Origin of the sequence: Butyrivibrio sp. AE3004, assembly GCF_000703165.1 — a bacterium.
Taxonomy (GTDB): domain Bacteria; phylum Bacillota; class Clostridia; order Lachnospirales; family Lachnospiraceae; genus Butyrivibrio.
Genome location: NZ_JNLQ01000002.1, coordinates 888,290 through 907,411, shown reverse-complemented (window position 1 = coordinate 907,411; position 19,122 = coordinate 888,290). Strand labels below are relative to the sequence as shown.

General features: G+C 40.3%; 15 protein-coding genes. 1 reads left to right on the top strand and 14 read right to left on the bottom strand.

The annotated features are described in order from the left end of the window. Window positions 1-8: 8 nt before the first annotated feature. From BV60_RS0107130 to BV60_RS0107085, 10 genes are all read right to left on the bottom strand, one after another. Window positions 9-695 (bottom strand): transaldolase family protein, encoded by a 687-nt coding sequence (locus BV60_RS0107130; protein ID WP_029320505.1) that lies wholly within the window; start codon window positions 693-695, stop codon window positions 9-11. 315 nt (window positions 696-1,010) lie between these two features. Next, on the bottom strand, window positions 1,011-2,435 hold the full coding sequence (locus BV60_RS0107125; RefSeq protein ID WP_029320504.1) for an SLC13 family permease: 1,425 nt from the start codon (window positions 2,433-2,435) through the stop codon (window positions 1,011-1,013). Between the two features lie 88 nt (window positions 2,436-2,523). After that, window positions 2,524-3,993: an MFS transporter gene (locus tag BV60_RS0107120; protein WP_029320503.1), complete on the bottom strand. Its 1,470-nt coding sequence runs from the start codon at window positions 3,991-3,993 to the stop codon at window positions 2,524-2,526. Window positions 3,994-4,042: 49 nt separating this feature from the next. Then, the gene (locus tag BV60_RS0107115; protein WP_255358143.1) at window positions 4,043-6,013 is read right to left on the bottom strand and encodes an alpha-glucosidase; all 1,971 of its coding nucleotides are present in this window, start codon (window positions 6,011-6,013) and stop codon (window positions 4,043-4,045) included. Window positions 6,014-6,205: 192 nt separating this feature from the next. Further along, the gene (locus tag BV60_RS0107110) at window positions 6,206-6,442 is read right to left on the bottom strand and encodes a hypothetical protein (RefSeq protein WP_029320501.1); all 237 of its coding nucleotides are present in this window, start codon (window positions 6,440-6,442) and stop codon (window positions 6,206-6,208) included. A gap of 127 nt (window positions 6,443-6,569) precedes the next feature. After that, entirely contained in the window at window positions 6,570-8,003 is a 1,434-nt protein-coding gene (locus BV60_RS0107105) for a serpin family protein (protein ID WP_029320499.1), read from the bottom strand. Continuing rightward, window positions 8,000-8,608, bottom strand: a complete 609-nt coding sequence (locus tag BV60_RS0107100) for an NUDIX hydrolase (RefSeq protein ID WP_035777128.1) — start codon at window positions 8,606-8,608, stop codon at window positions 8,000-8,002. Before BV60_RS0107100 ends, BV60_RS0107105 begins: the two co-directional genes overlap by 4 nt. A gap of 75 nt (window positions 8,609-8,683) precedes the next feature. Continuing rightward, window positions 8,684-9,379 (bottom strand): metallophosphoesterase, encoded by a 696-nt coding sequence (locus BV60_RS0107095; protein ID WP_029320495.1) that lies wholly within the window; start codon window positions 9,377-9,379, stop codon window positions 8,684-8,686. Window positions 9,380-9,507: 128 nt separating this feature from the next. Continuing rightward, on the bottom strand, window positions 9,508-10,860 hold the full coding sequence (locus tag BV60_RS0107090; RefSeq protein ID WP_156036014.1) for a transglutaminase domain-containing protein: 1,353 nt from the start codon (window positions 10,858-10,860) through the stop codon (window positions 9,508-9,510). A 129-nt stretch (window positions 10,861-10,989) separates the two neighbouring features. Then, entirely contained in the window at window positions 10,990-12,501 is a 1,512-nt protein-coding gene (locus BV60_RS0107085; protein WP_197029536.1) for a hypothetical protein, read from the bottom strand. Window positions 12,502-12,956: 455 nt separating this feature from the next. On the opposite strand from BV60_RS0107085, the gene BV60_RS23155 reads away from it, so the two are divergent. Continuing rightward, a complete protein-coding gene (locus BV60_RS23155; RefSeq protein ID WP_029320492.1) occupies window positions 12,957-13,187 on the top strand; it encodes a hypothetical protein in 231 nt (76 codons plus the stop codon). A gap of 99 nt (window positions 13,188-13,286) precedes the next feature. On the opposite strand, the gene BV60_RS0107075 is transcribed toward BV60_RS23155, so the two are convergent. From BV60_RS0107075 to BV60_RS0107060, 4 genes are all read right to left on the bottom strand, one after another. Beyond that, window positions 13,287-15,596: a beta-galactosidase gene (locus BV60_RS0107075; RefSeq protein ID WP_029320491.1), complete on the bottom strand. Its 2,310-nt coding sequence runs from the start codon at window positions 15,594-15,596 to the stop codon at window positions 13,287-13,289. Between the two features lie 145 nt (window positions 15,597-15,741). After that, window positions 15,742-16,737 carry a LacI family DNA-binding transcriptional regulator gene (locus tag BV60_RS0107070; RefSeq protein WP_029320490.1) on the bottom strand — a complete coding sequence of 332 codons (996 nt, stop codon included), beginning with the start codon at window positions 16,735-16,737 and terminating at the stop codon, window positions 15,742-15,744. Window positions 16,738-16,769: 32 nt separating this feature from the next. Further along, the gene (locus BV60_RS0107065) at window positions 16,770-17,636 is read right to left on the bottom strand and encodes a sugar ABC transporter permease (protein ID WP_029320488.1); all 867 of its coding nucleotides are present in this window, start codon (window positions 17,634-17,636) and stop codon (window positions 16,770-16,772) included. Then, the gene (locus BV60_RS0107060; RefSeq protein ID WP_029320487.1) at window positions 17,633-19,030 is read right to left on the bottom strand and encodes a carbohydrate ABC transporter permease; all 1,398 of its coding nucleotides are present in this window, start codon (window positions 19,028-19,030) and stop codon (window positions 17,633-17,635) included. The genes BV60_RS0107065 and BV60_RS0107060 overlap by 4 nt, the downstream gene beginning before the upstream one ends. Window positions 19,031-19,122 lie beyond the last annotated feature (92 nt).

Sequence of the window (19,122 nt, the reverse complement as noted above, 5' to 3'; positions counted from 1 at the left end):
CCGGATGATCACTCAGTTGCTGTGTTGTCCCATGCTTCACAGAATGTGTTAAGTCCCTGATTTGTGTATGCATGCTTCATGCAATCCTGATATACTGCAAGTCCGCAGGTTACGATGTCTGCTCCTGCTACAGCACAGTCAGCGATCTGCTTAGGTGTACGGATTGCTGCACAGATGATCTGTGTCTTACCATAGAAACCATAGTTCTTATAAATCTCAACAATGTTCCTTATGTATTCCTTGCAATCCTCGCCGTTCTGTTCCTTCCAACCGATAAAAGGTGAAACGAAAAGTGAGCCGTTCTTTGCAGGTAAGATAGCCTGTGAAGGTGAGAAGATAAGAGTTACGTTAGTTCTTATGCCTTCCTTCTCAAGGATTCTTGCAGCTGCGATGCCGGGCTCAATTGCCGGAATCTTGATCACGAAGTTAGGACTGAGCTTTGCAACCTTTCTTGCCATCTCTACCATATCTTCTGTTTTGTCAAAATGAGGATTTATCTCAACGGATACCGGGAACTTATCTACCCCTTCAAGTCCCTCTTCTTTTATCCAGTTAGCGATGTCTGTTATAGCAGTCATAAAAGGCTTACCACTGAGCATTATATGTCTCGGATTTGTTGTAACACCGTCAATACCGAATGTGTTGTATGCAAGTTTGATTTCATCAAGTTTTGCACTGTCTAAAAAAAATTTCATTTTTGTTGCCTCCCAAATAAGATTTAATTAAATGTTTTAAGTAATTAAGATGATACCATTTTCGTCAATATAGTCAATATATCTTTCCTTTATTCGCTCTTTTTTTGTCGCTTTGCTTAATGTCTTTAATTTATTTTTGTAATTATTTACTAAAATGTTTCGTAAGTATGCATTTTCGACCATATTATGCACAAAAAGGTCCAAAACACTCATTTTTTAACTTTATTACATACACTTAAAAACAGGGCCGAGATTGCCTACATGCAATCTCAGCCCTGTTTTCACTGTGTATGTATAAGCTTAAAGTATTATCAATCAGAGAACTCCAAAGCCAGGCCATATCAGCATTGTTATATATCCCACTGCTACTGCTATGAGCATTCTCACAAAGGCTACTCCGAGTCCGCTCTTTAAGAGCTTATCCGGATCAAGGCCGTATGAAACAGAGATTGCTCTTACACTCACGGGAAGTATTGATTCAAAGTTCATGGCCATAGCAGTCGTAAATACATAAGGGAGAGGATTTAAGCCCATTTTCTGAGTAACTCCGATGACTATTGGCAGAGTAACCGCTGCTGATACAGTACTGTTTGTCATTTCGGAGATAACACAGGCAAAAAGCGCAAATACAAGTATGGTAAAGAAACCTCCGCTTAAGTTTGCTGATGAAATCATATTTGCAATAGTGTCATTGGCACCTGATCCTGTAAGTATCTGTCCAAGGGCAAGACCGCCGGCAAAAAGAAGGAGCATTCCCCACATAACCTCCTTCTGAGCCTTTTCCCAGGTAAGCAGCATTTCTTTCTTTTCAAACGAAACGATAAGAAAGTTCACAAAACCAAGTATGAGGAACAGATAAGCAGGCACAAGCCCCGGTATAAGGTCAGCATAAAGGGGTCTTACAAATGATCCGAGCATAGCTGCCACAAACAGAACAAGGCTTATCTTTTCATCCTTTTTCATAAGACCAAGGTCTTTATAGCACTTTTCAAAATACTCTCTGGTTCCTTCAAGTGAACTGGTTTTCATTGGCTTTAACAGCATTGTTAAAAGAACTGCCACTGTTGCTATTATCGTGTAAGGCAGCATTCTCGTAATCCAGTCAACGTACATGAATTCCTTACCTGTAAACTCTTCTATAAATGCGATAGCTGTGATATTCATTGCTCCGCCAAGGGGTGTGCCTGCTCCTCCGACCTGAGAACCCCAGGCTATTGCACAGAGAATGGGAGTTGCTGCCTCGCATTTTCTGATATCCTTATAGCCTGCAGCTGCAAGCATTGATACCGCGATGGGAGTAAAAATAGCCACAACCACCACGTTAGGCATCATATTGGACAGTACTACCGCAGCTATAAGCCATACAGTAATCTGTGACTTCATTGAAGGTCCGATGAGCGAGAGTGCCTTTAGTGATATTCTCTTATCGAGTCCTATCTCACTCCATGGAGCCGTGAGAAGGCATGATCCAAATATAAGTATGATGCTGCTTGATGCATATTGTGATATCACATTTTCCATTGGGACTATGTCAAACAAGGCATTTATCACACCGGGAAGAAGTGCTGTTACCGTGATGTCCACTGGTCTTGTAACCCACCAGTAAATCATCCACAGAGCAATACCTATACCCTTTGCTGCCGTAAAATCTATTATTCCTGTCTTTCCGAATCCAAAACTCATAAGTAAAAACAATGCAGGTCCGAGTATCAGATTCACCCCTCTTTTTTTGTCATTCATTATAGCTCTCCTTTGATTAACATTTTTAATCAATTATTGTATTTTTTTACTCATCCGGAGTCGCTGCTCCGAATGAGTATTGTCATTTTCAAAAAGAAAGTGCATTTTCTTTATTCCAAAGCTTATCGTATTTAAAGCCGGTTACCTTTTCACAAACGGCGATTTCCTCCGATGTTATCTCAGAATTATCTTCGCCTCTTCTTCGCTTTATTTCTTTTTTGATCACATCGTATTCTGCCTTGTTCATCGGGAACAGTTTGGCAAATACGATTGTAAGCAGCATTAGCGCGACCGGAAGCCAGATATAAAGCTGTGCAATGCCACTCTGTACTGCTGCGCTCTGCCGCATTTTCTGTGCAGCTATCGTCTCATCATAACCAATAAGAGCAAGGCAGATTCCAATCACGGTTGAACTTAATCCGGTTGCAATTTTTCTGATAAAGGTTGCCATACCGGAAACAGTTGCCGGACGGCTTATAGAAGTAATAAGCTCATCCACATCCGCCATATCTGACAAAATAGCATAAATGCTGACCGAAGCTCCCGCCATACCAAGTCCTATAATGAACGAGCATACCAGGATCATCACAAAGGGAGCACCCTCATATGAGAAGAAAAGAAGTGCAACCGTTGCCAAAATCCTCACAGGGAATCCCAGCAATATAGGAAACTTCTTGGATGTCCTCGGAGCAATTATTGAAAAGATTATAGTTCCGGAGAACTGAGACAGCAGGAGCACTCCCATCATTATGGTAAAACGTCCGCCGGAATAGGCATTAAGCACATCATCAACATAGTATACCGCAAGTCCCGTCACAAAGTCCGCTGCTCCCTGCCCTGCAAGGAATATGCAGATAAAAAGCTTAAAGGAAAAGCTCTTATAAACCGTAAAGGACTGCACAAAACTCTTTCTCAGCGGAACTCTTACCGGTTCCTTTCTCTTTTCCCAGGTTCCGAAAAAAGTAAGAAGGATTACCACCAAGAATACTGCCGAAAATATCATTGCAACAGTAAAATACAAACCTGCATTGGTGTTATCGGTTATGATTATTGTCGGTACAAGTCCTGCCATTATTGCACCAAGACTTGAAAAGACCATTCTTATTCCTGAAAAGCTTCCTCTTTTTGAGTAATCATCGACCATATCAGGTAAAAGTCCGTTGTATGGAACCATCACAATCGTAAAGCCTGTTGAAAAGAGAATGTACATTGCGGCATAGAATATATACTGTCCAAGCGTATCTGTAATTCCCGTGTTCATCCAGAGCATAAGAAACGTAACAGATGACACTATACTTCCTATCAAAATGTAAAAGCGTTTTGCTCCGAACTTCGAACTTGTTCTGTCCACAATATTACCCATTACCGGATCCGTTACCGCATCCCATACTTTTCCGATAAGAGGTATTGTTCCCGCAAGCGCCGGAGACATACCAAGCGCTTTTGTCAAAAATACCGTAAAGAATGTGCTTATGACAACAAAGGCTCCTCCACCGTAAATATCAGCAAGGCCATAAGCGCACTTTGACCAAAAATTATCTTCTCTGTTTTTCCCCATTTTTTTGTAACCCCTTTAATTATTTCCGCAGGATATGCTCCTTAAAAAGTCAGGAAACTATACTTAATAATTTTTCGAATTCTTCCGAATCCTTTCTGATGAACACACACGGTTCTCCAAGAGGTGCATCCACCGTATAATTTCCCTTTCCGTATGTTTTCCCGGAAAAAAGATGTACCCAGGTATCATCTGGCAAAGCTACTTCCCTTCTCTTTTCGTTTGCCTTTAATACCGGTGCGACCAGAATATCCCTACCCAAAAGATATTCGGTTTTATCGCTGTAGCTCCATGTCTCATCGTAATGATAAAAAACAGGCCTCATTACAGGAGTACCGTTTTTAACCGCTTCATCCACAAGTTTCCTTAAATAATCCCCTAAATTATTATGTATCCTTGTGAATCTCGCAGTGTGAGAAAGAAGCTCATCATCTTCATTGTACTGAACATTGTTTCCCGGCTGATTACCTTCATGCGTCCTAAAGAGAGGCGAAAAAGCATTCATTTCCTCCCACCTCATAAGAAGCTCTTTTGACCGCTTCATATGCATGATGGTTGTATATCCGCCGGCATCCGAATGTGTTATGCCATACCCCGACATTGCAAGTGAAAGTGTGGCAGGTATGACGGATGGAAGCCCATCGTCCACAGACCAGTCAACATGCTGATCGCCTGTCCACATCATTGCAGAATCTCCTATAGTTCCCGTAAATCCGGCCCTTGTAAAAAAGAATACCTCATCCCGGGCACCACACTCTTCTATCGCCTCACGATTAAGCCTTGCCCAGATCGCAGGCCATTCATTGTGAAGAACCCCCGGATCACCGTCAAACAAAACAGAATCCACCGGCAGATATTCCCCAAAATCTGCCATCCATCCTCCCATGCCAATTCCGATCATGTTTTCCTTGATCAGGTTCTTATACCACTCGTAGGCTTTAGGATTGGTAAAGTCAACCATTGCCGCAGGAAAAGTTGTGATGGTCACAAGGTAATCCTCACCGTTTTTATCCTTTACGCAGTAGCCGTTTTTCTTTGCGGTCTCGTAAATATCCTTCTCAAGCGCAATAAAAGGATTGATATAACCAAGGAATCTTACACCCTTCTCTTTCCATTCCTTTATTTTTTCCGGAAGCTTTGGATACTGCTTTTCATCATAGCGCCAGTTCCACATAACCTGATAGCCAAATCCCGTACACCTGCATCCGCACCAGTCCTGACACCATACTCCGCATACCTTTGCTCCCGCTTTTTCAAGCTCAGAAAGCTTTCTGTCTACGTTTCCGCAACCATCAAAGCCTTCTTTTACCTTATCCCCATCTCTGACCCAGTCCTGCATGGCGATGATCCCGCCATCATAGATCCAATCCGGAAGCTTTCTCTGACGTCCGAGAACATCAGACAATTTATATGAAAGCTGCGAAAAATCTCTGGCACTCTCGCATATAAGCTTTGGATATTCCTGAGTATATATGCATATCCTATCGGACTTTGAAAAATCAAATTCTCCGAAAGAATTCATAAATACATGTACATAATATCTGTCGGAAGATATGAAGGTTGGCTGCACATAATAAGATTCATACTTATCGAATGAAAGCTTTTTATTGTACCTTGGTCCCCTTATTTTTTCTTTTATTATCTTTTGGGATATTCGTGAGACGTTCTGATGTTCAGCTACCCAGATTCTTACCTTTTGGCCTTTCAGGTCAAACTCGGAATATGTTTCCCCGCATCCGTATATATGCTCCGAAGGATTTGTTCCAAAGCTCAGCCAGAACCTGTTTACAGCTGATGCGCTGCCCGCTTCAGATGTAAGCTCAAGCGCTGTTTTATCCTTATCTTCATCCACATGCAGATGAAGAATTTCCCCTGCTTTTTTACATTGATAAACATAATCAATACTATTTTCCGTTTTTGACTGCCCAATACATTTGCATTTCTCTCTCCATGCAAATTTTTGTTTATATTTAAAGCTTCCTCTCGTCATGGAGAAATGATTTTCTCCCCAGCCGACAGTCAGCTCAATTCCCCTGAAATCTATGATTACCCCTCCTCTGTAAACGATTTTACTTATAATTTTTTACAGCAAAAAGGATTGATTAAATGTTTTAATCAATCCTTTCTCATTCTATATTATGATTTTTGTTTTCTCAATTGTTAATATATTAAGAAAAATCAACCTGATAATTGTGCAAAAATAAGATTCGATTTTTTAATTGCTGTTTGCCATCATAGCAAGGCTTCTGGCAATTGAATCCATAGTATCCGACTTGTTACCTGACTGTCCGTCTGCGATCATAGCCAGGGTTGCGGAGATGTCATTGAGAGACATTACAATGTTTTCCATTGCGGCCTTTGTAATCTCCTCACTATTTCCTTTTTTTACTACCATATCGTACTTTAATGATCTCTGCTGCTGTAAACCTGTTACTTCGGATAATCTGCTCATAGTTAGTACACCCCTTTCGAAAAAATAAATCCTGTTACTAATAACTATAATCTAATACGTGGTAAAAAATCTCTAAAATATCTATTATCAATTGCTTACCATTTTGCTGTATAAGTCTGCCCTGTTCTTATTCCACAATTTGCCCGTAGAACAGAATCTCTTTGTTTGTTTTTCCGGTCATGATTATGAATTTAAAGGGCTCATTTGCGATAAATTCTTTCGGTTCTTCGGGATTCATTGAGGGCGGTGCGCTGCCAAGCATTGTGATAGCACTTGCTGCAGCTGCTTCAATGCCGTTTTCATCCATCAGTATTTTTGTTTTCTGAATCACATCCGAAATATAAAATCCGGAATCCTTACTCATGGCTGTAAAATCGGCCCCGTGTGAAAAGGCGCTTTTAACACCTCGCTTTTCCAGGAATGCAACAAGTTGTCCGCTATCAAGTGAAGTTATGGTATCAAGCTTCGGAATCTTTACATGTACTTTTTCTCTTGTAGCCTGACTTAGCTTATCCTGAATTTCATCGGTATTTCCTATAACAAATACAGCCTCAACATTACCCACCATAGGAAGTACAACAAGCTTAGTGTCATCATCTTCGTAAAAATTAAATCGACTCGTCTGCTCCATGAATACTTTCTTTATATTACATTCATCAAAAGCCTTGAAGTCTCCCTCCTCAGTCAGGTATTCGTCAAATTTGAAAACCCAGGTGGATTTAAGATACAAAGTATTTACAAGAACCATATCCTCAGCTGAAAGGTCATTTGCAATCTGCGGTATAAGGCCGCCTGTACCTTCATTTACCCATTTGTTTACTTCCTGTGTGATTTTGTCCGCAGAAACATCACTTGCTTTTGCCTGATAATTTGTCTCGATATACTTTTTATAGTTCTCCGACACGGTTCCTTTAAGCCTGGTATTATGCCATACAGAATTTAAAAGTTTAAAGGTAAGTCCCCCGCCTGAAGTATCAGGCGCACCGGCAAGCCCCTTATACCACGCATTCATTTCTTCTTCACTTCCAAAGCCTGCTGCCGACAATAGCTCAGCCTTGGTTTCCGAATCCGCTCCGGCAACAGCAAGAGCTATAACTGCTCTGAAAGATGCGGGAGAAATCATGTAATTTTCAATCTCAAATCCCGAAGCCTCAAGAAACTTTACCAAAGAAGTATCAAATTCAGACATTGCTTTAATCTGTCCTTGTTCATCGGAAGATAAATACTCATCATCATCATCTTCTTCCGGTTCCGCATTCTCTGTTACTTCATTTATTTTGGCAGCTTGTGGCTCATCTGCAATTTCATTTATGCCTGCTTCCTCTTCCTGTTCACCCTCAGTTTCATCCATACCATCGCTCTGTGGTGCCTGTTCCTCTCTCATCACTTCGGCTTTATCCTCACTCTCCTCTTTAGACTCACTTTCCTTACTTACAGTGGTCACATTCTTCTCACCTACCGATTTTATTAATATTAGCGACACCACAAATACCACTGCACATATCGCAACTACTATAAGTATTTTCACGATATCATCCATCGTATTTCCTCTCTTTTTCATAACGCTGCGCTCTCCTTGGCCAAAAGCCATGCCATAACATGAACGCTCTGTTGAAAACCTCCGCTTTTTATCAGTCCTTCAATATACTCGGGAGTATTGATCTCCACATTAAGAAATTCTGTATCATCCAGGTTTTGTCCCGATACTTTTCTACAGCCCTTTGCCATATAAACAAAAGCATAATTATCAGCAATTGTAGCATTTGACGGGACGGTTATAAGATGAGTCCAGTCATCTGACTCAAATCCCGTTTCTTCCTTGAGCTCTCTTTTTGCAGCAAGGAGGGCTTCTTCAACATTCTCTTTTCCGTTACCATATTCCCTGCCATCGCTCCTTTCTATACCACCTGCGGGAAACTCTGTAGTTACCTCCCGAATCCCCTGTCTGTACTGTCTTACACAAATAAGATTACCTTCTTCATCAAAAGGAACAATTACAACATAATCCTTTCTGCTGTAGCTGTAGTATGGTTCAAAAACAGTTCCGTCAGGAAACCTGAAGGTCGACTTTCTGAAATCTATCCATTCGTTTTTTATGATGTGCTCTGTTGCTATCTCCTCCCAGGCAAGATCATCACGCTTATTATCTCTGCTATCTTTATACATAAATACTTCTTTCCTTTTAGTTTTTTCAAAGAGCTTTTTTCAATATGTTTAGCCAGGGACTGTTTTCCCATGTTACTACAAAATCCTGGCAGGTTTAAAATCCAAATAATCACCCGAAACAAGGCTGTATTTTATTCCGTCCACATTTCCCATAAGGCTGTCATGGAATCTTTCTTTTCCGTGACAGTGAGCATAAATCACCTGTTCCGCACCGTATGCTTTTGCCATAAGCGTAAATCTGCTTGTTCTCTCCCCTATCTCTGTCGGTGGGTAATGCAAAAACATAATAAATTTTTCAAAGCCCTCTGCCCTTGCTGCTTCAAAAGAATTTTTCAGCCTCTTGGCCTCCCTTTCTATAAGCATATCTGCATGTGCCCTGGTGTCCAGCCCTTCATAGACATAGCCCTTTGTTCCGACTATAGCATAGTCTTTATAGGGATAAAAATTATTTTGTAAAAAGTACAATCTGTCCTTGTAAATATCATTTAACCGCTGCGTCTTTTTGGCATTCCAGAAATTATCGTGATTACCTCTTATCAGAATTTTCCTTCCCGGAAGCCTCTCGATAAATTCAAGATCCATCTCACACAGATCAAGACATTTTCCCCAGCTGTGATCTCCCACAAGCACCAGGGTGTCCTCATCTGTTATCATTTTTGCACAGTTCTTTTCTATCTTTTTTTCATGATTCTTCCACACCTTGCCAAAAATATCCATTGTCTTATCAGACTGAAAAGCAAGATGCAAATCCCCAAGCGCAAATAACGCCATTCATACTCCTCCTACTTATCTTATAAATATATGCAATTACATAGAGCATGTTTTAACTTCCCGTTTTAAAGCCCGGATAGCGCACCAAAACTACCCGGGCTCTCTTTGTGATTCATATAAAATTATTCTCACCTGCTTGCAATAAAAGTTCCTTCATTACATGCGGGAAGATATACCGAATTGTACATTCTCTTGTGCTGATAATTATCCGCATCCGAGAGATTAAAGTAATCATAGACTGTAGGATCCTGATCATCCCAGGTGCAGTCTACATTGTAGAAATTATCCCCTATCTTTATTATATCCCAGGCATGCATCTCTCCTGCGTAACCTACGCAAAGATATGTCGGTACTCCAAGCCTTTGCATGATATACTGAAAGGCCTTGGCATAGCCCGCACAGACTGTGGTATCCCCGACAATCGCGCTATAAGCACTCTGGTCAAGAGGATTGTGTTTGTAGGTAAGCTTATCCGCTAACCGGTCATGTACATAAAGCTCTTTTTCAAGATCATCACCAAGTCCTGCCGCCTCAGCAACTATGGCATCGGCCTTTGCCTGGAACTGCCTGTTCGCAGACGGAATATCTGTAATCCTGTCATAATAGCGAAGACGAAGCTTAATTGCCGTACCATTATAATCATATTCCTGATAAAAAGTCGTATCAAGCCAGAAAAGTTCAGGATGATCAAATACAACACTCAAAAGAACGGTTTGCATGGTATCCATGGAAACCTGCTTTATTGGCCTGAAAGTGGTATTGAGCGAAAGAGTATTGGCATATATCTGTCTGTACAAAGCCTTACCCGTATCGTTAAGTATATGATAATAGGGATAAAACTGAGTATCAAAGGTCAGCCCGTCTCCCAAATTACCGTAATCCGTACTGTTTATTGCCTGCTTTGCAAGTCCGGGATCAGTCAGTTCAATAATTTCCGGTTCAAAGGCTGCATAGCTGCTCTTTCCGGCAGGAATACCCGGAGTATATATTTTATTTCCCTGTTCTTTCAAAGTATCCTGGCTACCGTCGGAAAACGCCTGCTCCTCATCCTCATCAGTCTTCACAACAACGGTGATTCCTTTGCCGGTAACTGCATTTGCTATTGCGTTTGCGGCATTTGCCACATCCTCAACAGTAACATCCTCGCTACCGGGGTTGCTGACTTCCGTCGATTCCAAAGTATCTATGGCATCCGAAATTCCGTTGACGGCATTTGTTATCATATCGCCAAGTGCTGTTGACCCTTCGGAGGCATCCGGAACCTCCTCTTTTTTATTCCTGCCATAGATATAGTCCCAGTCAGGGACCTCCACATAATATTTTTTGGAATTGTCTACCGGAGCTTCCACCTTATCTTCCGGCTTTATAAGCTCATGAATCCACACGCCAATATCGGGATTGATAATACATGCAAGTATTGCTACAACCCCGGCGAAAACAAGCCCCAGTATTCCTGATGCAATGTTCTGTAGTATTTTCATATTCACATCCCTGTTCTTTCTTAACAATGTTGTTCATCCATTAACAACTGCAAAAAGGGAGCATTACGCCCCCTTTCATACATTATTATAGAAAATTATCCGCTTTATTGATATTAAATTATTATAAACTTATCTTACTTTTTTATACAGATAGTAGTTAAACTCTGCACCGTCCCACCCGTAGGTTTCTTTATCACAAAGCTCGTAGTGATCGTTTATGGATTCAGGAATATAGTCCCTTACAAGAACATAGTCAATAAGTCCTTCTTTGACATATCGCTCCTGCTCAAGATAAGGATTGTTTTCAGGCTCCTTTATATTAAGTGTCTGTGTCTGAAACCATCTGCAGGAGGGTACAATATCGCACAGAGTATAAAGCCCCGCATCAAGACAGCCCACATTAAGAAGTGTCGGATTCTCGGTTTCCAATACCCGGTCACGGAATCTGTACATGAAGTAGTCATCTCTACTAACCTTCATAAACGGAACATTCATGGAATTAAAATAAACAAGCAAAACAGCAATCGTAAGAGCCGCAAAAGATAGTAATTTACTTTTATTTTCATTACTATCTTTTAATACATACTCTGTTAAAAGATGTCCTATAAAGGCAAATCCGAAAATCGCAAATACTGACAGTGGAAGTGAGTAATACGGAAGCTCCCTTCCTCCTCCGAAAAATCCCAGGAACATAAATGCAAAAAGCACAGGCACATTCAGCCTGGTCATAAACTTTTGTTTTTTTCCGAAAAATGCATAAATTATTCCGATTATCACAAAAACAAAATACTGCGGATTGTCTCTGATAAGCCAATACAATATTTTTACCATTTGATTTATTCTTCCCATAGTTCCGGGATTAGCACTTTCAACATCCGTATATACAAACACATTTACATATACATATCCCCAGTACCATTCAAATAAAGCCCCTTTTATTCCAAAGTAAATTATCCATGGAATAAAGGTTACAAACATTCCGAAAAGAAACACAAAGCACGCTTTAATCCCATTTACAAATTCTTTGCAGGAAAGAAAGGAAAAGAACACCATCATCATCCAGGCAAAGAAAAAACCAAGTCCGGTAAACTTGATATTCGCTATAAAGCCGGCAAGTAAACCACCTATAAATACATCCTTAAAGGACATAGCCTTCTGCGGATATATGTTTTTAAAATATCTTACCGAAATATACAATCCCCAAATATACAGAGGCAGGCAGATTTCCTCTGCCGATCCGCCCCACCAAAAGCTTCTCGAGCATACAATAACCGCAAAGGTAAGGCACGAAAAACCGGCTGCCGCAATGCTTGTTTTGTAATCACCGTCAGCTCCCGCATCATTTTCATTTCCGATAAAAAGCATTATTATCCTGTAAAAACCTATCACATCCAGAAATCCAAGCACTATTTCGAGAGCAAAAACTCCGATGAATGTAGTGTGAGAAATCAGATATGCAATTCCATACAAAAAATAGAGATACATCCCTTTCTGATCAAAAACATCTCTGTATGGCATTTGGCCGTTGAAGATAGATTTTCCCATTGAAAAATAGCTGTTTGCGTCATCCCAGTTATTAAGCGGGTACAGAAAAGAGGACCTTGTTGCAATCATAAGGCAAAATATTGCCGCTACTAACATATAAAGGTATATTGTAAATTTCTTTTTTCCGGACATCATAAATTGGCTCCGTTCTTCTTATTGATAAACACTAGTATATCACAGCTTGAATTTCTAAACTGCACCGGGCTTAAACAGTTACATTAAAAGTGATCATTTTTAATGTAATTTACGAATTATTACTTATTACAGTGTATATAATATCGTATAATCGTTTTTATTTTACATCTGTATTATAAATATTATTGTTATTTCGATTATATTTATCGTGTATTAAGTAATTAGATTAACACAATTGCGTTATACTTTTACATTATTGCAATCATCAAATCCTTTATTTACTACTTTTATCCTGTTTCTTAAGTTTTTATTTATCAAATTAATATATTAATTAAATACCGCTTTAATTTTCTTTTTCATATTATCAGGTACAATATTAATGTAACATCAACCCTTTAGTGAAAGGAAAAAGTATAATGATCGACTACAACAAAATCAAAGAATTACTTTACAAACGGGGAGGATTAAGTCGCGCTATCATCATGGCTATGCACACCACAAAGCACTATAAGCTAAAAAATGATGAGCTGATATATTTAAGAGATTCCAGAGATCTCTTACGGGACGAAGTCCTTAGATGCTACAGCTACATGGATGAACATGACCAGTTGGAAATATATTTGGACTACAGAGACTGCGTCATTTAATCCAGTATGCCATTTATATTAACTTTACGATGAAAATCCCTTCTGAAGAACAAAATATTCTTCAAAAGGGATTTTTCTTTTTACACTATATTTACATTATTACCACAGTTTAATTCTGTACTGCGTGACAGATGAAACGCCTTCAACTCTGCAGGCTGCACCGATTCCATTATAATTCTCGGTGAGTTTTGGCCATTCCTGCAAATAGATTTTCTGATTTTCAACAAGCGGATAAACTGATATATCTGCCGCAAATGACTCTTCAAGGTGAGCCTTAGCTTCTGAGCCTATAAATCTCTTAAGACCTATCTCCCATTCCTGTCCGGTATAGAAGCTGTCAGCGATCATCTCTCCTGCATGGAAGACTTCCATATCGGATGACGATAACAACTCAGCCCTGTCACCCGCATAACGGATTTTCAGATAAACTTCATCTGTATCTTCGTCAATTCCTGAAACAGTCAGTTTGTACTTTGCAAAATCTCCGTCTGAGCCTTCCTCTGATATTTCAGCTTTCACTTGATTTGTCAGTTCATCTACATATCTGTAATCAGCAAAGTCCATGCTGTCCACCATGTAGGTGTCGCTTACATTTTCTGCATCGGCATGAATAAAACCTATGGGGGTTTCATCAAGGTCAGGCCATACCCTGAAGGATATGGAATACATCTCTCCATCATCCGGAATTTCCGCAAAAATCTCATAGCCGTTCGGATTTCCGTTTTCCAGAACTCCGGCTCTTCTTCTGTTTGTTCCGACTATTCTGTCCACTATCTCATGCTCACAAATAACGAGATGTTCAGCGCCTCTGTCATCCTTTATCTTTATCGCATGCTCAGCCTCATAGCTACTTAGTGTAACTATCTTTATAGCTCCAAGATCTCCTTCTATCTCTGCTGCCGCACTGTCTCTGTCGTCAGCATAGAAAACATAGGCATTCTCTCTTCCTTTCTCGTCATGAAGCTTGCACAGCGGAATCATATTGGCTTTCTTTAAAACAGCATCCTCTCCAATAGGCATGTTAAAAGGATAAAAGAAATAGTCACCGTTTTTGATGTCTCTTACTTCAAATTCGGTTATCACATTGCCTTCTGCATCAAATGCCTTAAGAACAGTATTATCATGGTCTTCCATTTTGTATCTTCTCTGATAATTGTTCACAAACAAAAATCCGCTATTTAAGGTTTCCCCGCATATCTCCTTTGTGACCATTCGAACCGCAGTCCTAAGAGCTGTCAGGTTTTCAGGCTTATCGGGATTACCGGGCTGCGCAACATAAGGCATATCACAAAGATCTGTCCCGAAATCCTTGGTGAACATGGCAAGCCTTCTTACTCTTCTGTAGGTTTCAGACATCTGTCCGTATTCTTTGATCGGAGCATTAAAGTCGTAGGACAATACCGGCAGATCATTCGGATATCCGGTTTTTGTGCTTTCCTGGAGGGTCGAAAGCTTGCCCTCCGGATTTGTACCGCCATGATACATATAATAGCCAAGCAGATTTGCACCGCTTCCCATCTTTACCATACTCATTGCCTCAGTATCTTTTCCTGTTGCAATGCATCTTCTGTGATGTGTGACCTGAAGTCCGCCTCCAAGCTCAGCCGTAAGATACGGGAATTTATCCATATCAAAGGTAATGCCTGCTCCAAGACCATGATCCGATCCTATATTATGATCATTTCTCTCTTTAGTAAAAATATAGTTTCCGCTTGGTTCAATCTCTGTTGTTCTGGGATCCCAGGGTGCTTCACAGTAGCCGCCCATTACAGGAAGCATTCCGCCTGTCACGGCACCGCCCCATCCGGTTGCTGTATAAATCGGAACATCAAATCCTATTTCCACAGCCATATCGTGGAGGGTTCTCATATGTTTTTCACCTTCTTCGCCTCCAAAACCTCCGCAGTGACCATATTCATTTTCAATCTGAACACCTATTATGGGACCTTTATCTTTTAAGAAATATCCCTTAGCCTGCTCATAAATATGCTCATAAAAATTCCTCGCATGTGAAAGGTATTCGGGAGCATTGCTTCTTAATTCGTATCCCTTTTCTTTAGCATCCTCCAAAAGCCAGTCGGGAAATCCTCCGTTCCTGGCTTCTCCGTGTGCCCATGGTCCTATCCTGAGAATGCAGTTTATTCCGACTCTCTTTACTGTTTCCAGAAATTTCCTTAAATTCCTGTCTCCGCTAAAATCAAATTCGCCACGTACCTCCTCATGATGAATCCAAATAGTATATAAGGATACGATGTCCACACCACCGCTCTTCATCTTACAGAGTTCTTCTTCCCAGTATCTGTTTCTGTATCGTGAAAAATGCATTTCTCCCATCACAGGATAGAAGCCTTTACCGTCCACAGTAAGTGACATAGGTGTGTAAGAAAGCTTACTTACATCAGATAGCATATTTTTTCTCTCCTATAATCCAAAGTGTAGCTGTTTTATATTAACCAGACTATATGCTTTCTAAAATCCGGGCAATATAGTCTATAAAGCTAAAAAGCAACTACACTAATATATATTTTGCTTAATTAAGTTAAAAGGGGAGCACTTATTTCGTGCTCTCCTTCATGATCACTTCGTAATTTTTCAGTTTTTGTGATTCGACCTTTTCCCCATCTATAATCTTCATGAGCATTCGGGTTGCAGCAGCTCCGAGATTTCTGTCATCAAAATTAAGTGATGTCACCGGAACGATTGCATTCTCAAGTATATTACTGTTATAGAAGGATGCCAGTCTTAAATCCTCAGGAATTCTGATCTGCACCGACCTGCATATACTCATAACGTATCCCGCAAGCTGATCATCCATGCATACCACACCGTCGACCTTCTTTTCGGCAAGGTTCTTCACTATTTCTGTGAGTCGCTGCTCATTCCCCTGATTAAGGTATATCAGTGATTCATCAACTTTTTTGCCGGACTGTCCGAACGCACTCATAAAGCCTTCATATCTGGTTCGGGTTATCATATGATTCTGCGAACCGCCTATAAGTGCCAGCTTCGTATGTCCTTTTCCTATAAGAATGGATGTGAGCTCTCTGCAGGCATCAAAATGATCATTGTCCACAGTGATGATGTCTTCATCCAAAGATGATCCTATAGCAACAAACGGTATTCCGCTTTTTCTTAAATAATCGGCAGGCTTATCGTCTATGAGCGTTCTTGTAAGGATTACCCCATCGACCTTATGATTGTCGATTATCCTTTTTAAGTTTGAGATCTCTTCCCCAGCCACAACCGATATAACTATATCATAGCTATATCCGCCGGTAACTTCGCTTATTCCGACCAGACACCGCTGAAAAAAAGGAAGGTCAACCAATGCGGAATCTCCGGGCCACACCACAGCTATGTTAAAGGTTCTGCGCTGTGCAAGTCCCTTGGCAACTACGTTGGGTTTGTAATTATTCTGTTCAATGTATTCGAGGACGCGGTTTCTTGTTGCCTCTCCTATTCTTCCTTTCCCTGATATTGCCCGGGATACGGTTGTCTTGGAAACCCCAAGAGCAGCCGCTACATCCTCAATAGTGATTTGATTGCTCATACCATCTCCAAATTTTTATAAGGAAGTTCTGCTCAACCTTTTACAGCACCGCCGGTAACACCTTCGACATAGTACTTCTGAAGGAACATAAACAATATTGTTACAGGAATTGCTATAAGTACGCCGCCGGCACAGAATCTGGTAAAGTATCCCTGATAATCATTTGTATTCATCCATCTGTACATAGCAACGGCTACGTTGTAACTCTTATCATGACCAAAAGCTACATATGATGCAAAAATATAGTCATTCCAAGGTGCCATGAACGCTACCAGGGCTGTATAGATGATGATTGGCTTACTCATAGGAATTGTCATGGTAAAGAATATTCTTGCTCTTGAAGCACCATCAATTCTTGCAGCCTCATCAAGGGCTTTGGGAATAGTATCAAAATATCCTTTACATACATAATATCCCATACCTGAACTTGCAACAGATACCAGAATGAGTCCGGGAATAGCTCCTGCCTGTGTAAGTCCGAATTGTTTAAGAAGGAAATACAGACAGATCATTGTTAAGAATCCCGGGAAAAGACCAAGGATAAGCCAGGACTTCATAAGAAGTGTTCTTCCCGCAAATCTCATTCTTGAAAGCGCATAGCTTACGCAAAGAATAACCATTGTCTGCAGCAGTGAAACAAAAAATGCAATTGTTACCGTGTTTTTATACCATAACAAAAAGTTGGTTTCACCAGAAAACATAAACTTGTAATTATCAAGTGAAAACTGCTTTGGAACGATATAGCTTACCATTCCGCCGTACTCAGTAGCATATGATCTGAAGCTCTGAAGTACAAGTCCCACAAAGGGAAACAGCCAAATAATACATATCAGGATAAGGAATATATAAGCAAAAACATTCCCGATAGCTTTTTTAGTTTTATATCCGGTTTTAATCATTGGAATCCCTCCTCATCCTTTACTGACGGAAGCAGGCCGTATACGCCGAGTGCAAATATTGCAGTTACTATAAATACCATAATACCGATAACGGAAGCCATCTTATAATTGCTGTCATTAACTGTCATCTTATACAGCCATGTAACAAGAAGGTCTGTTGTTCCGGCATTTCCGGCATAACTTATTGTGCCCGGGCCACCTCCTGAAAGAAGGAAAATAACACCAAAGTTGTTAAGGTTACCTGTAAACTGTGTAAGCAGGAAAGGTCCTGTAACAAAAAGCATGTAAGGAAGAGTTATACTCTTAAACATCTGCCAGGGGCTTGCACCGTCTATTCTGGCACTTTCGTATAAGTCTTCAGGTATATTCATCAAAAGACCTGTTGCGATCAACATAAGATACGGGATACCGATCCAGATGTTGATAACAATGATCGTAATTCTCGCAAGCATGGGATTTGACCAAAAAGGTATCGAATTTTCTATAAGTCCGACACTTTTAAGAAATCCGTTTATAAGTCCGTCATTAGCGAACATCTTGGCAACATAAAGAAGTGATACAAACTGTGGAACGGCAATTGTCATAACCAGAATGGTTCTCCACAGCTTCTTGAATTTTATTCCTTTTTTATTTATCAGAATTGCAACAGCAAGTCCAAGGAAATAGTCAATAAAGGTTGCAAAGAAAGCCCACACCAGTGTCCATGCCAAAACCTTAAAGAATGTGGGGCCAAGGCCCTGATTTCCAAATGAAACAAGTTCTTTAAAGTTTTCCAGTCCAACCCAGGTAAACAGGTTAGCCGGCGGCTGATGATTTGAATCATAATTCGTGAACGCTATAAATATCATGAACACGATTGGAAGTACGGTAAATACAAATATTCCCGTTACAGGAAGAAGTAATAATGTCTTATCAAAGTTTTTATCAAATAACGATGTAAAGGTTTCAAGATTTGTAGGAAGCTTCTTACCTGCTTTCAGTGCAAGCTCTTCCTTTCTGTTCTCAGCAACATTCAATCTCCATAATGTAATAATCGCGATTACCGCAAATATTGACAGTACACCAAACAAAAGAATTAAAAAGCTGTTATCGCCATAGACGGTTTTTCTCTTAATCTTCTGAGTTGCTACAGTTCCCAATGTGGTTATCTTGGAAAGATATGCCCAGCCGAATCCTTTTATATACCAGAAAAAAAGGGCTTGTGCCAACATAAGTACAAGACCGATAAGTATCTGTCCTCTTAATATTGGGCCTAGTCCCATTATGATAAATGAAAGCTTTGTTTTTATATCGCCTTCTTTAAATGTAAGCCCGATCATCTTAAGGTCATTACCGAGTGCACTTAAGAGCGTGGCCAAAGTTACTTTATTCTTTGTTTTTGAGCCGTGTGCCATTCCTGGCCTCCCTTCTTTACTATGGCGCTAAAAAATCATCCCTTTAATAAGGGCCCGGGACGAAACAGTTCCCGAGCCCTTTCAAATGGTTC